Raw genomic sequence first — 12,603 nt, forward strand, 5'->3', positions numbered from 1 at the left:
AACTCCGGGCGCAGGGAACACACGGCGGATGACGGTCTTTCGGCCCGGCAACACCTGCTGGCGCACGGCGCGGGCCGACCGCGCGGCGTTCCTGATCGACAACGAGGCCTATTTCACCGCCGTCTACGACGCGCTGCAGAAGGCGCGCCGCTCGATCCTGCTGCTCGGCTGGGGCTTCGATCCGCGCACCCGGCTGTTCCCCGACGGCTACGACAGCCCCGACGACCCCGACGAGGTCGGGCGGATCCTGGTGGAGCTGGCCAGCGCGCGGCCGGAGCTGGACGTGCGGCTCCTGATCTGGAAGTCGGCCCTGCCGATCAGCGCCAGCCAGGAGTTCTTCCCGCACAAGGCGCGCAAGTTCTTCCGCAACACCCCCGTGCACTTCCGCCTGGACGACTCCGTGCCTTTCGGCGCCTGCCACCACCAGAAGGTGCTGGTGGTCGACGACCGGCTGGCGTTCTGCGGCGGCGGCGACATCTCCGTCGATCGCTGGGACTCGCCCGCGCACAAGGACGACGACCGGCGCCGCATCATGCCCAAGCAGGAGTGCCACGACCCGCGCCACGAGGTGATGATGATGGTCGACGGCGCGGCGGCGCGCGCGCTGGGCGACCTCGCCCGCGAGCGCTGGTTCCGCTCCACCGGCAAGCGCCTCGATGCGCCGCCGCCCGTCGGCGCAGATCCCTGGCCCGAGCACGTGCCGGCCCAGCTGTTCGGCGCCGAGGTGGCGATCGCCCGCACGGAGCCGGAGTGGAAGAAGCGGCCGCAGGTGGAGGAGATCCGCCGCCTGACGCTGGCCTCGATCGCCGCGGCCGACGAGACCATCTACCTGGAGAACCAGTACTTCACCTCGCCGGTGGTCACCGAGGCGCTGGCGGCCCGGCTGTCGGAGCCCGACGGGCCGGAGGTGGTGCTGGTCTCGACCGGCCACGCGCCCAGCTGGTTCGACCACCTGACGATGGACCGGGCGCGCGGGGCGATGATCTGGCGGCTGCGCGCGGCCGACGTCTTCGGCCGCTTCCGCGCCTTCTGGCCGGCGACCTCGAAGGGCGAGACCATCATCGTCCACTCCAAGGTGACGGTGATCGACGACCGCATCGTCCGGGTGGGCTCGGCCAACCTCAACAACCGCTCCGGCGGCTTCGACACCGAGTGTGAGCTGGGGGTGGAGAGCGACGATCCGGGCGCGCGCCGGCAGATCGCCGCCTTCCGCGACCGGCTCGTCGGCCACTTCATGGCCCAGACCGGGGACGCCGTGGCCAAGGCCCGCGCCAAGTTCGGCGGCCTGGTCGGCGCCATCGACGCCCTGAACCGCGAGGGCCGGCTGCAGGCGATCGAGCCGCCGGAGACCATGGCCATCGGCGACTTCATCACAAGGCACCACCTGGGCGACCCGCAGGACACCCGCGACTCCTGGCGACCGGGCCGCCGGCGCGAGCGCCTCTATCAGGAGGCCCACGCGCTCACCGACGCCATCATCCGCGACGCGCGCAGCGTCGTCAGGCCGCCACTTCGAAGTCCATCACCAGGGGCAAGTGGTCCGACGCGACCCGCGTGAGCGGATCGAACGGGGCGAAGACGTCGCCGACCCTGATCTCCGGGCTTACGAAGATGTGGTCGATGCGCAGCACCGGCAGCTGCGAGGGGAAGGTCGAGGTCGGCTTGCGCTCCGGCGCCAGCCGCCGCGCCGGCTCCAGCTTGGCGGTCAGCGTGCGGTAGACCACCGAGGTCCCCGTGGCGTTGAAGTCGCCCAGCAGGATCCTCGGCCCCCTGCAACGCGGGTGCTCCAGCCACGAGGGACCGGCCAGGAACGAGGCCTGGGTCCGCTGCTCGCGCGGCACCAGCCCCAGGTGGGTGTTGATCACCTGCACGGAGCGCCCGTCGATATCCACCTCCAGCCAGAGCGCCCCGCGCGGCTCCAGCGCGGTGAGCCGCGGATGGCCGGGCAGGGGGCCGGTCTGGATCAGCTTCTCCGGATAGGCGCTGAGGATGGCGTCGCCGTAGAGCTCCTTCTCGACCCGCATCGCCGGGTGAAAGTGGACCGCCATCTCCAGCCGCTGGGCGATCTCATTGGCCTGGTCGACGTGGTTGGTGCGGGCGCGGCCGACGTCCAGCTCCTGCAGGGCGACGATGTCGGGCTCGAGCCTGGCCAGCACCTCGGCCACGCGCGCCACGTCGAGCTGGCGGTCGTTTCCGACGCAGCGATGGACATTGTAGGTCACGATGCGGGGCATGGGCGCCGAGGTGTGACGAGGACCGTCCCCGAACGCAAGCTCCGCTTCAGGCGTTCCCGGTCGCCAGCTCGCCGGCCAGGTTCTATGACAGGGGCATGGAGCTGATCCCCGCCCCGTCGCCGAACTTCGACGCGCGCACCGCGCCGCCGGAGATGATCGTCCTGCACTACACCGGCATGCTGACCGGCCATGCCGCGCTCGACCGGCTGCGCGATCCCGAGGCCAAGGTTTCGTCCCACTACCTGGTGGAGGAGGACGGCCGGGTGTTCAGCCTGGTCGCCGAGGAGCGGCGCGCCTGGCACGCGGGCGTGTCGTTCTGGAAGGGGCGGCAGAACCTGAACGGCGTCTCGATCGGGATCGAGATCGTCAATCCCGGCCACGAGTTCGGCTACCGCTCCTTTCCCGAGGCGCAGGTCGAGGCGGTGATCGAACTGATCGACGACATCCGCAGCCGCTGGACCATCGACGACGGCGCCATCGTCGGCCACTCCGACGTCGCCCCGGACCGCAAGCAGGACCCCGGCGAGCTGTTCCCCTGGAAGCGGCTGGCCGAGGCCGGCCACGGCTACTGGACCGACGTCTCCGCCGCCCCGGGCGCGCCGCTCTGCGAGGGCGAGACCGGTCCGGGCGTCTTCGCCCTGCAGGCGGGGCTGACCCGGCTGGGCTACGACTGCGCTCCGTCCGGCGAATACGAGCCGCGCACCAGCAGCATCATCCGCGCCTTCCAGCGGCATTGGCGGCCGAACCAGGTGGATGGGAACGCGGACGGGGAGACCCGCGCGCGGCTGATCGCCCTGCTTCGGCTGGGGGCTTGAGGATGACGGCCGCCGCTGCGGCGATGATCGAGGCGCTGGGCCTCGCTCCCCATCCCGAGGGCGGCTGGTATCGCGAGACCTGGCGCGCCGAGGCGGCCCTGCCGAACGGCCGCGCCTGCGCCACGTCGATCCTCTTCCTGCTGGAGGCGGGGCGGCGCTCGCACTGGCACCGGGTCGACGCCGGCGAGCTCTGGCTGTTCCAGGCCGGCGCGCCGCTGGAGCTCGGCGTGGCGGAGGACGGGAAGGCGCCGCGGACCGTGGTGATCGGCCCGGACCCGTCGGTCGGGCACACGCCGCAGCATCTCGTCCCGCCCGGCGCATGGCAGTCGGCTCAGACCTCCGCTGAGGGCTGGACCCTGGTCGCCTGCGTCGTTGCGCCAGGGTTCGAGTTCGAGGGCTTCGAGCTCGCGCCGCCCGGGTGGGAGCCGGCCGATACCTAGTACGCTTCTCACCCGCGCAGCGGGGAGGAGCTTACTCCGGCTCAAACCGCAGCACGCCGACGATCCGCTCGGGGTTGCCGTCGCTCGTGTGGCGCACCCCGTCGGTCACCGGGACCTCGCGGAAGTCGAAGGGGCTCACGCCTTCGAGGCAGGCGGCGTTGACGCCGAACTCGTTCGGGTTCGAGCGGCGCTGGTGATGGGTGTAGATCCCGCAGCGCGAGCAGAAATAGTGCCGGGCGACGCCGGTGTTGAAGCGGTACTCGGTGAGTTGCTCCTCCCCCTCGACGAGGCGCAGGTCGCCGACGTCGGCGGTGAGCGCCACCGCCCCGCGCATCCGGCACATCGAGCAGTTGCAGCGCCGCGCGCCCGACAATCCGCCCTTCAGGGCGACCTCGAACTTCACCGCTCGACAGTGGCAGGCCCCGCGTACGGTCTTTCCTTCGGGCATCGACATCTCCCTGGCTGCCTCGACGATAGCGCAACGCGCGCGCCTTGACCCCCGGCGCTCGAACGATCACCTTCCCAGGCGGATCAGACGGCCGGGCGGTCGCGGGCGCGCGCAAGCGCGTTCGAGGAAAGTCCGGGCTCCACGACGACATGGCGGCGGGTAACGCCCGCCGGGGGCGACCCCAGGGATAGCGCCACAGAAAGCAAACCGCCCTGCTCCGCTTAAGCTCCGCAGGGCTTCGCCCTTCGAAGCCGAAGGCGAAGTCGGGCAAGGGTGAAAGGGTGCGGTAAGAGCGCACCGCGTTCCTGGTGACAGGGACGGCATGGCAAGCCCCGCCAGGAGCAAGACCGAATAGGGATCCCGCGCCCGTTTCCCACGGGCAGGGCCGTCGCCGGCCCGAGGGGTCCGGGTAGGTCGCGAGAACCGGCCCGCGAGGGTCGGTCCAGAGGAATGGCCGCCGCGTCCGACTTCGTCGGGCGGCACAGAACCCGGCTTACAGGCCGTCTGATCCCTCGTCCCAGCTCAGGACCGCCCGGATCGAGCCCGCAGCGCCCGCTCATGCCGCGCAACTGGGACCGACTGACACCGGCGCGCCCGCTGCTTCAGCTGTTCTCTGTAGGTTCTGTGGATGGGTGGAATCCGTTAACCGCAAATGTTTCGCCGCCCCTCATTTGACCCGTTTCGGACCCGCAGAGTCATTGTATCCCACTTCGTCCCATGTTAACCCAATTTCCATCGTCAGCCGCATCGCCAGGGCGGGCCTTGAGGCGACGTGGTGGGTGCGGTCGGGATGCCGGCCGCTAGCAGGGGCCAGGGCGAGATGTTTCTCTCGACCTTTGAGAAGCAGCTGGACGCGAAGCGGCGCATCGTCGTGCCGCAGGAATTCCGCGCGCTGGCCGCCGGCCCGTTCGACGGCGTCTTCTGCTTCCCCTCCATCGAGGCCGACTGCATCGAGGGCGGCGGCAAGGCGCTGTTCGACCGCTACACCGCCGTCATCGAGGAACTGGAGTTCGGCGATCCTTTGCGTTCGGCGCTGGAGACCTCGGTGCTGGGCGGCATGGCCAAGCTGTCGTTCGACACCGCCGGCCGGATCACCCTGCCGGAAACCCTCTGCGAGATGTTCGGCCTGACCGACTGGGTGGCGGTCGTGGGGCTGGGCGACCGGTTCCAGATCTGGTCGCGCGACGCCTTCCAGGCCCACCGCGCGGCCCAGCGCGACCTCGCCCGCCAGGGCCTGGCCCAGCTGCGCGCGCAGCAGCGCGCCGCCCGGCTGGGAGGTGCGGCATGAACGAGCGGCCTTTCGAGCGCCACTACGGCGAACTGCGCTGCCGGCGCTACCTGTTCGAGCCCGTACCCGAGGCGGATCAGACGCCCCGGCCCGAGGGCCTGCCGCCCAAGCGCCCTGCGCCCCCGCCTGCGCCCTGCGGCGCAGAGCGTCCGGAGCGGCCGCAATGACGGCTGCGCCGCACACCTCCGTCCTGCTGGACGAGGTGCTCGCCGCCATGAAGCCCGCTAAGGGCGAGACGGTGGTGGACGGCACCTTCGGCGCCGGCGGCTACACCCGCGCCTTCCTGGCCGCCGGGGCCAGCGTCATCGCCTTTGATCGCGATCCCACGGCCGCGCGCTTCGCCGAGGGCCTGCCCGCCGACCGCTTCCGCCTGGTGCAGGCGCGCTTCTCGGAGATGGCCGAGGTGGCCGGCGAGGGCGCTGTCGACGCCGTGGCGCTCGACCTCGGCGTCTCCTCGATGCAGCTCGACGAGAGCGAGCGCGGCTTCTCCTTCATGCGCGACGGCCCGCTCGACATGCGCATGGGCGAGGCGGGGCCGACCGCCGCCGACCTCGTCAACGGCGCCGAGACTGCCGAGCTGGCCCGCATCCTCTATGTCTACGGCGAGGAGCGGCAGAGCCGCCGGATCGCCGCGGCCATCGCTAAGCGGCGGGCGGAGCAGCCGTTCAGCCGCACCCTGGAGCTGGCCGAGTTCATCGAGAAGGCGCTGGGCGGGCGCCGCGGCGCCAAGGTCCATCCCGCCACCCGGTCGTTCCAGGCGCTGCGTATCGCCGTCAACGATGAGCTTTCCGAACTCGAGGAGGGCCTGGTGGCCGCCGAGCGGACGCTGAAGGCCGGCGGGCGGCTCTGCGTCGTCACGTTCCATTCGCTCGAAGATAGAATCGTGAAGACCTTCCTGGCGGTGCGGGCGGGTCGGACGCCGGGGGGCTCGCGCCATGCGCCGCCGGTGGCCGCCGGCGCGCCGCCGAGCTTCCAGCTGCTGTTCAACGGCGCCCAGGCGCCGTCGGCGGCGGAGGTCGAGGCCAATCCCCGCGCGCGTTCGGCGAAGCTTCGGGCCGCGATCAGAACCGCCGCGCCCGTCTGGAGGGATGCGGCATGAGCCTGCTCGATCGGAGGGTCCGCGGTTTCCGGCTGATCGACCTGATCGCGGCGGCGCTGCTGGTGGCGCTGGTGCTGGGGGTCTACCTGGCCAAGACCATGGCCGGGCGCGAGCGCGCGGAGATCGCCAGCATGGACCGGCAGATCGACGAGGAGCAGGCGCGCATCCGCCTCCTGCAGGCCGAGGTCGCCCACCTGGAGGAGCCGGCGCGCCTGGAGCGGCTGTCGGCGGCCTACCTCGGCATGGCGCCGGTCTCGATCAAGCGTGACGTCGGCCCCGACGGCCTGGCCGATATCGCTCGCACGGTGATGATCACCGGCAAGACGCCCGGCGATGAGGTGGCCAAGGCCGCCTCGGAGCACGCCCCGCTCGATTTCGATCCGACCCATCCGCCCGCGCCGCCGACGGCGCCCGCCGCCGCGGAGGCCCACGCCCGATGAGCCTTGGCCTGCAATCCTTCGGCGCCGACACCGTCTCCCGTTGGCTCGCGCGGGCGATGTGGCGGCTGGAGCACGCCTTCGAGCGTGCGCGGGCCTCGGACAAGCCGCAGGACGACACGCGGCTGCGCATCTTCTTCGTCGCCACCCTGTTCTCGGCGGGGTTCCTGACCCTCGCCATCGGGGCGACGCGGGCGGCCCTGTTCTCGGACGCCGGCCGGGCCGACGGCTCGGCGCCGCCGGTGAGCGCCGCGCGCGGCGACCTCGTCGACCGCAACGGCGAGCTGCTGGCCGCCGACCTGCTGCACTACGGCCTCTACCTCGATCCGCGTGAGATCTGGGACGCGGGCGAGACCCGCCGGGCGCTGCGCGCGGCCCTGCCGGACCTGACGCCGGAGCGGCTGGAGCGGGCGCTGCAGGCGGGGCGGCGGACCTTCCTGATCGGCGGGCTGACGCCGGAGGTGCGCTCCAAGGTCAATGAGCTCGGCCTGCCGGGCGTCAGCTTCGAGCCCGAGGAGCGGCGGGTCTATCCGCTGGGCTACACCGGCGCGCACCTGATCGGCTTCGTCGATTCCGGCGGCGAGGGTCTGGCCGGGGCCGAAGCCGCCTTCAACGGCGACATCCATGACGCCGCCACCGCCGAGCGCAACGTGCCGCTGTCGATCGACCTGCGCGTCCAGGCCGCCGCCGAGGACGAGCTCTACAAGGCCGTCGGGAACTTCCGCCCCAAGGGCGCGGTGGCGGTGGTGGTCAACGTCCACACCGGCGAGATCCTGGCGCTGGCCAACTACCCGACCTTCGACCCGAACAAGGCCGGGGAGGCGAGCCTCGACGCGCGCCTCAATCGCGCCGCGGCCTCGATCTACGAGATGGGCTCGACCTTCAAGGGCTTCACCGTGGCGGCGGGGCTGGACAGCGGCGTGGCCACGCCGATGTCGACCTTCGACGCGCGCCAGCCCTTCCAGCTGGGCTATCGCACCATCCACGACTATCACGCCACCCATAAGATCCTGACCCTGGTCGAGGTCTTTCAGCACTCCTCCAACATCGGCACCGCGCGCCTCGCCGAGGCGATCGGCGTCAAGCGGCTGGAGCACTACTTCAAGGCCTTCGGCCTGACCGAGCCGGCCAAGATCGAGCTGGTCGAGAGCGCCAGGCCGCTGACGCCGCGGACCTGGGACGAGGACGCGGTCGCCTCGACCTCGTTCGGCCATGGCATGAACGTCAGCCCGCTGGCCGTGGCGCGCGCCTATTCGGGCCTGCTGAACGGCGGCAAGCTCCTGCCGCTGACCATCCACAAGCTGGCGCCGGGCGCCCGTCCGGACGGGCCGCAGATCGTCTCGCCGCACACCACCGAGACCCTGCTGCAGATCATGCGCGCCAACGTCACCGGCGGCTCGGGCAAGTCGGCCAACGTCTCGGGGCTGAACGTCGGCGGCAAGACCGGCACCGGCGACAAGTTCGATCCCGTGGCCAAGCGCTACTCGACCACCAAGCAGGTCTCCTCCTTCGCCGCCGTCTTCCCGACCGACGGCCCGGTCGAGGCCCCGCGCTACTTCGTGCTGGTGCTGATGGACGAGCCGCACCCGGACAAGACCGGCGCCGACCCCACCGGCGGCATCGTCGCGGCCCCGGCCGCCGGGCGGATCATCGAGCGCATCGCTCCGTTCCTGGGCGTGCAACGGCGGATGGACACCGCGCCCTTCACCGAGGTGACCGCCGCGCCGAGCGACACAGGGGAAGAGCATTGAGCGCGCGCCTCTCCCAGCTGGTCAAACGCGACCTGTCGGTCGATCCGGAGATCACCGGCGTCACCGCCGACAGCCGCAAGGTGCGGCCGGGCTTCCTGTTCGCCGCCCTGCCGGGCTCGAAGGTCGACGGCGCGGCGTTCGCCGCCAAGGCGGTTGAACAAGGGGCCGCGGCGGTGATCGCCGGCCGCGAGCTGGCGCTTTCCGCCCAGACCATCGCCACGCCTGATCCGCGCCGCGCCTATGCGCTGGCGGCGGCGGCCTTTTACGGCGCCCAGCCGGCGACAGTGGTCGCGGTGACCGGCACCAACGGCAAGACCTCGGTCGCGAACTTCTGCCGCCAGATCTTCGCCCGCGCGGGCTTCAAGGCCGGCAGCATGGGCACGCTGGGCGTGCGGCTTTCGGGCCCCGGCGGCTTCGACGAACAGGTGACCCCGCCGGGCCTGACGACGCCGGACGCCGCCGACGTCGCCGAGCTGATGGCCGGGGCCGCCGCCCGCGGCGTCACCCACTTCGCCATGGAGGCTTCCTCGCACGGCGTCGATCAGCGCCGGCTGGACGGGGTGCGGCTGGCCGCGGCGGGCTTCCTGAATCTGACCCAGGACCACCTCGACTATCACGGGTCGATGGACGTCTATCGCGCGGCCAAGCTGCGGCTGTTCGAGACGCTCTTGCCGCGCGGCGCGACCGCGGTGCTGAACGCCGACTCCGACGCCTACGACGTCTTCGCCGCGGCCGCGGTGACCGCCGGCCAGACGGTGCTGAGCGTCGGCGAGGCGGGGCAGGGGATCCGGCTGGTCGAGCGCAGCCTGCTGCCCGAGGGCCAGCGGCTGAAGCTGGAGCTCGACGGCCGGACTTGTGACCTGGTGCTGCCGCTGGCCGGCGGCTTCCAGGCCTCGAACGCGCTGGTGGCCGCAGGGCTGTGCCTGGCCGCGGGGCTCGGCCTCGAGCAGACCCTGGCGGGCCTGGAGGCGCTGGAGGGCGCGCCGGGTCGGCTTCAACGGGTCGGGACGGGGCCGCGCGGCGGCGAGGCCTATGTCGACTACGCCCACACGCCCGACGGCCTGGCGACGGTGCTGAAGGCGCTTCGCCCACACGTCCGAGGCAGGTTGATCGTGGTGTTCGGCGCGGGCGGCGACCGCGACCGCGGCAAGCGCCCCCTGATGGGCGCCGTCGCCGCCGAGCTGGCCGATGCGGCGATCGTCACCGACGACAACCCGCGCTCCGAGACTCCGGCCGCTATCCGAGCCGAGGTGCTGGCCGGCGCGCGCGGCGCGAAGGAGATCGGCGATCGGCGCGAGGCGATCCGCGCCGCCGCGGCCATGCTGGGCGAGGGCGACATCCTGGTGGTGGCCGGCAAGGGCCACGAGCAGGGCCAGATCGTCGGCGGCGTGACCCATCCCTTCGACGACGTGGCCGAGACCGCCCAGGCGCTGGAGCTGGCCATGGCTGAGCCGCTCTGGACGTCCGAGGAGATCATCGCCGCGACCGGCGGCCAGGGCCTGCGCGGCGCCTTCCGCGCGACCGGCGTTTCGATCGACACCCGCTCTATCGAGCCCGGCGACCTGTTCGTGGCGCTGGGTGGCGTGCGCGACGGTCATGAGTTCGTCGACCAGGCGATGGCCGGGGGCGCGGCCGGCGCCCTGGTCGCCCGCGACGTCGGCGCGCCGGCCGTGATGGTCGGCGACACCTTGCAGGCGCTGGAGCGTCTCGGCCAGGCGGCGCGCGAGCGGGCGCCCCACGCCCGGCGGGGCGCCGTCACCGGCTCGGTCGGCAAGACCAGCGTCACCCAGGCGGTGATGGCGGGCCTGATGCGCGCGGGCCGGGCGCACTCGTCGGTGAAGTCCTACAACAACCACATCGGCGTGCCGCTCACCTTGGCCAGGATGCCGCGGGACGCCGCGCGCGCGGTCTTCGAAATCGGCATGAACCACGAGGGCGAGATCCAGCCGCTCAGCCGCATGGTCCGGCCGCACGCCGTGGTCGTGACCACCGTCGGGCCCGTGCACACCGAGAACTTTCCGGACGGCGAGAGCGGCGTAGCGCGCGCCAAGGCCGAAATCTTCGAGGGGCTGGAGCCCGGCGGGATCGCGGTGTTGAACGCCGACAACCGCTGGTTCGACCTCTTGAAGGGGCAGGCGCTGAAGGCCGGCGCAACCGTCCGCAGCTTCGGGACCGGCGAGGACTGCGACGCGCGGCTGATCGATTTCCAGTCCGCCGGCGGCCGCGCCATGGTGCAGGCGCGCCTGCACGGACGGCCGGTGGACTTCCCGATCCTGCAGACCGGCCGGCACTGGGGCCTGAACTCCATGGCCGTGTTGCTGATGCTGGAGGCGCTCGACGTCGACCTGGGCGACGGCCTGGCGGCGCTGGGCGCGTTCGAGCCGCTGGCCGGACGCGGGGCGGAGAGGGTCGTGCATATTCGGGGCGGCGCCCTCACCCTGATCGACGAGAGCTACAACGCCAACCCGATCTCCATGGCCTCGGCGATCGCCACTCTGGGGGGCCGCAAGACGGACGGGCGGCGCATTGTCGCGCTGACCGACATGCTGGAGCTGGGCCCTGAGACCAAGAGCTTCCACGCCGCCCTCGCAGAGCCGCTGGAAGCTGCGGCCATCGACCTCGTGTTCTGCGCCGGGCCGTTGATGAAATCCCTGTGGGACGCCCTTCCGCCGACTCGGCGGGGCGGCTACGCCGAGACAGCGGCGGATCTCGCGCCGCTGGTCGTCCGGGCCGCAGAGCCCGGCGACGTGGTGATGGTGAAGGGGTCCAACGGGTCGAAGGCCGGCGCTGTGGCGGCAGCGCTCGCCGCGCTCGATTCCGTGGGCGGGGAGACGGCGTAATGTTCTTCTGGCTCTACGAGCAGCTGGCGGCGGGCGGGCATGTGCCCGTGCTGAACATCCTGCGCTACATCACCTTCCGCGGTGGCATGGCGCTGTTCACGGCCCAGCTGGTCGTGATGCTGATGGGCTCGCGCTTCATCGCCTGGATGCGGACGAAGCAGGGCAAGGGCCAGCCGATCCGCAAGGAAGGCATCGAGCGCCACATCATCGAGAAGGCCGGCACCCCGACCATGGGCGGGGTGATGATCCTGGCCGGCCTGATCGTCGGCACCCTTCTGTGGGCCGACCTGCGCAACGTCTACACCTGGGCGGTGCTGCTGGTGACCACCGGCTACGGGGTGCTGGGCTTCCTCGACGACTACGCCAAGGTCACCAAGCAGACGACCGCCGGCCTCTCCGGCTTCGCGCGGCTGGCGATCGAGGCCGGCGTCGCCATGGCCGCAATCCTCCTGATCCTCGTCTTCGCCGCCAAGCCGCCGCCGGATGGGCACCTCCTGACCTCGGTGGTGTTCCCGCTCGCCAAGCAGGCGGTGATCAACCTGGGCTGGTTCTACCTGGTCTTCGGCGCCTTCGTGATCGTCGGCGCGGCCAATGCGGTGAACTTCACCGACGGCCTCGACGGCCTGGCGACGGTGCCGGTGATGATCGCCTCGGCGGCGCTCGGCTTCATCGCCTACCTGGTCGGCAATTATGTCTTCGCCAACTACCTGCAGCTCCACTTCGTGCCGGGCGTCGGCGAGATCGCGGTCTTCTGCTCGGCCCTGATCGGCGCCGGCATGGGCTTCCTCTGGTACAACGCCCCGCCGGCCCGGATCTTCATGGGCGACACCGGCTCGCTGGCGCTGGGCGGCGCCCTGGGCTCGATCGCGGTCGCCACCCGCCACGAGATCGTGCTGGCGGTGATCGGCGGGCTGTTCGTCGCCGAGACCCTGTCGGTCGTGATCCAGGTCGCCTGGTTCAAGCGCACTGGCCGCCGGGTGTTCCTGATGGCTCCGATCCACCACCACTTCGAGAAGCTGGGCTGGTCGGAATCCACCGTCGTGATCCGCTTCTGGATCGTCTCGCTGATGCTGGCCCTCCTGGGGCTGGCCACGCTGAAGCTGCGCTAGGAGGCCAGGCTAAGTCGTCATGATCCCGGTCCGCGGCTTCGAAGGCAGGACGGTGGCCGTGTTCGGCCTGGCCCGTACGGGGCTGGCGGCCGCGCGCGCCCTCGTGGCCGGCGGCGCGGCGGTCGCGCTGTGGGACGAGAAG

The 12,603-nt window shown here is 71.6% G+C and carries 13 protein-coding genes, 1 other RNA gene and 1 pseudogene; 13 read left to right on the top strand and 2 right to left on the bottom strand.

What is annotated here, in order from left to right; all coding sequences use genetic code 11:
* Window positions 1-28 precede the first annotated feature (28 nt).
* Window positions 29-1,558: a phospholipase D-like domain-containing protein gene (locus tag VJS38_RS10385; RefSeq protein ID WP_324088073.1), complete on the top strand. Its 1,530-nt coding sequence runs from the start codon at window positions 29-31 to the stop codon at window positions 1,556-1,558.
* Here the strand turns inward: VJS38_RS10385 and VJS38_RS10390 are convergent.
* On the bottom strand, window positions 1,500-2,234 hold the full coding sequence (locus VJS38_RS10390) for an endonuclease/exonuclease/phosphatase family protein (RefSeq protein WP_324088074.1): 735 nt from the start codon (window positions 2,232-2,234) through the stop codon (window positions 1,500-1,502). The genes VJS38_RS10385 and VJS38_RS10390 overlap by 59 nt on opposite strands.
* Window positions 2,235-2,329: 95 nt before the next feature.
* On the opposite strand from VJS38_RS10390, the gene VJS38_RS10395 reads away from it, so the two are divergent.
* Entirely contained in the window at window positions 2,330-3,049 is a 720-nt protein-coding gene (locus VJS38_RS10395; RefSeq protein ID WP_324088075.1) for an N-acetylmuramoyl-L-alanine amidase, read from the top strand.
* 2 nt (window positions 3,050-3,051) lie between these two features.
* The gene (locus VJS38_RS10400; RefSeq protein WP_324088076.1) at window positions 3,052-3,489 is read left to right on the top strand and encodes a cupin domain-containing protein; all 438 of its coding nucleotides are present in this window, start codon (window positions 3,052-3,054) and stop codon (window positions 3,487-3,489) included.
* A 31-nt stretch (window positions 3,490-3,520) separates the two neighbouring features.
* Here the strand turns inward: VJS38_RS10400 and VJS38_RS10405 are convergent, their stop codons facing one another.
* Window positions 3,521-3,937 (bottom strand): GFA family protein, encoded by a 417-nt coding sequence (locus VJS38_RS10405; RefSeq protein ID WP_324088077.1) that lies wholly within the window; start codon window positions 3,935-3,937, stop codon window positions 3,521-3,523.
* Window positions 3,938-4,020: 83 nt separating this feature from the next.
* Here VJS38_RS10405 and rnpB point away from each other — a divergent pair.
* From rnpB to VJS38_RS10455, 10 genes and pseudogenes are all read left to right on the top strand, one after another.
* Window positions 4,021-4,449: RNase P RNA component class A (gene rnpB, locus VJS38_RS10410), an RNA gene on the top strand.
* 308 nt (window positions 4,450-4,757) lie between these two features.
* Complete coding sequence (locus VJS38_RS10415; protein ID WP_324088085.1) at window positions 4,758-5,225, top strand: division/cell wall cluster transcriptional repressor MraZ; 468 nt, start codon at window positions 4,758-4,760, stop codon at window positions 5,223-5,225.
* Window positions 5,222-5,392, top strand: coding sequence for a hypothetical protein (locus VJS38_RS10420; RefSeq protein WP_324088078.1), 171 nt, complete (start codon window positions 5,222-5,224; stop codon window positions 5,390-5,392). The genes VJS38_RS10415 and VJS38_RS10420 overlap by 4 nt, the downstream gene beginning before the upstream one ends.
* A complete protein-coding gene (rsmH, locus tag VJS38_RS10425) occupies window positions 5,389-6,324 on the top strand; it encodes a 16S rRNA (cytosine(1402)-N(4))-methyltransferase RsmH (protein WP_324088079.1) in 936 nt (311 codons plus the stop codon). The genes VJS38_RS10420 and rsmH overlap by 4 nt, the downstream gene beginning before the upstream one ends.
* Window positions 6,321-6,764, top strand: a complete 444-nt coding sequence (gene ftsL, locus VJS38_RS10430; RefSeq protein ID WP_324088080.1) for a cell division protein FtsL — start codon at window positions 6,321-6,323, stop codon at window positions 6,762-6,764. Before rsmH ends, ftsL begins: the two co-directional genes overlap by 4 nt.
* Window positions 6,761-8,512 (top strand): penicillin-binding protein 2, encoded by a 1,752-nt coding sequence (locus VJS38_RS10435; protein ID WP_324088081.1) that lies wholly within the window; start codon window positions 6,761-6,763, stop codon window positions 8,510-8,512. The genes ftsL and VJS38_RS10435 overlap by 4 nt, the downstream gene beginning before the upstream one ends.
* A pseudogene (locus VJS38_RS10440) lies at window positions 8,509-9,948 on the top strand (UDP-N-acetylmuramoyl-L-alanyl-D-glutamate--2,6-diaminopimelate ligase); the annotation flags it as partial. The gene VJS38_RS10435 and the pseudogene VJS38_RS10440, both read left to right, overlap by 4 nt.
* A gap of 6 nt (window positions 9,949-9,954) precedes the next feature.
* Window positions 9,955-11,352 carry a UDP-N-acetylmuramoyl-tripeptide--D-alanyl-D-alanine ligase gene (locus VJS38_RS10445; RefSeq protein WP_324088086.1) on the top strand — a complete coding sequence of 466 codons (1,398 nt, stop codon included), beginning with the start codon at window positions 9,955-9,957 and terminating at the stop codon, window positions 11,350-11,352.
* Window positions 11,352-12,461, top strand: a complete 1,110-nt coding sequence (gene mraY, locus VJS38_RS10450; protein WP_324088082.1) for a phospho-N-acetylmuramoyl-pentapeptide-transferase — start codon at window positions 11,352-11,354, stop codon at window positions 12,459-12,461. The genes VJS38_RS10445 and mraY overlap by 1 nt, the downstream gene beginning before the upstream one ends.
* A gap of 19 nt (window positions 12,462-12,480) precedes the next feature.
* The coding region (locus tag VJS38_RS10455) for a hypothetical protein (RefSeq protein ID WP_324088087.1) at window positions 12,481-12,603 on the top strand (123 nt) is incomplete at its 3' end.

Origin of the sequence: Phenylobacterium sp., assembly GCF_035276905.1 — a bacterium.
GTDB lineage: Bacteria > Pseudomonadota > Alphaproteobacteria > Caulobacterales > Caulobacteraceae > Phenylobacterium.

Excerpts from the sequence above, each read along its gene's own strand:
- VJS38_RS10385 (WP_324088073.1), top strand. The coding sequence starts at position 29 with ATGACGGTCTTTCGGCCCGGCAACACCTGCTGGCGCACGGCGCGGGCC.
- VJS38_RS10390 (WP_324088074.1), bottom strand. The coding sequence starts at position 2,234 with ATGCCCCGCATCGTGACCTACAATGTCCATCGCTGCGTCGGAAACGAC.
- VJS38_RS10395 (WP_324088075.1), top strand. The coding sequence starts at position 2,330 with ATGGAGCTGATCCCCGCCCCGTCGCCGAACTTCGACGCGCGCACCGCG.
- VJS38_RS10400 (WP_324088076.1), top strand. The coding sequence starts at position 3,052 with ATGACGGCCGCCGCTGCGGCGATGATCGAGGCGCTGGGCCTCGCTCCC.
- VJS38_RS10405 (WP_324088077.1), bottom strand. The coding sequence starts at position 3,937 with ATGCCCGAAGGAAAGACCGTACGCGGGGCCTGCCACTGTCGAGCGGTG.
- VJS38_RS10415 (WP_324088085.1), top strand. The coding sequence starts at position 4,758 with ATGTTTCTCTCGACCTTTGAGAAGCAGCTGGACGCGAAGCGGCGCATC.
- VJS38_RS10420 (WP_324088078.1), top strand. The coding sequence starts at position 5,222 with ATGAACGAGCGGCCTTTCGAGCGCCACTACGGCGAACTGCGCTGCCGG.
- rsmH (WP_324088079.1), top strand. The coding sequence starts at position 5,389 with ATGACGGCTGCGCCGCACACCTCCGTCCTGCTGGACGAGGTGCTCGCC.
- ftsL (WP_324088080.1), top strand. The coding sequence starts at position 6,321 with ATGAGCCTGCTCGATCGGAGGGTCCGCGGTTTCCGGCTGATCGACCTG.
- VJS38_RS10435 (WP_324088081.1), top strand. The coding sequence starts at position 6,761 with ATGAGCCTTGGCCTGCAATCCTTCGGCGCCGACACCGTCTCCCGTTGG.
- VJS38_RS10445 (WP_324088086.1), top strand. The coding sequence starts at position 9,955 with ATGGCTGAGCCGCTCTGGACGTCCGAGGAGATCATCGCCGCGACCGGC.
- mraY (WP_324088082.1), top strand. The coding sequence starts at position 11,352 with ATGTTCTTCTGGCTCTACGAGCAGCTGGCGGCGGGCGGGCATGTGCCC.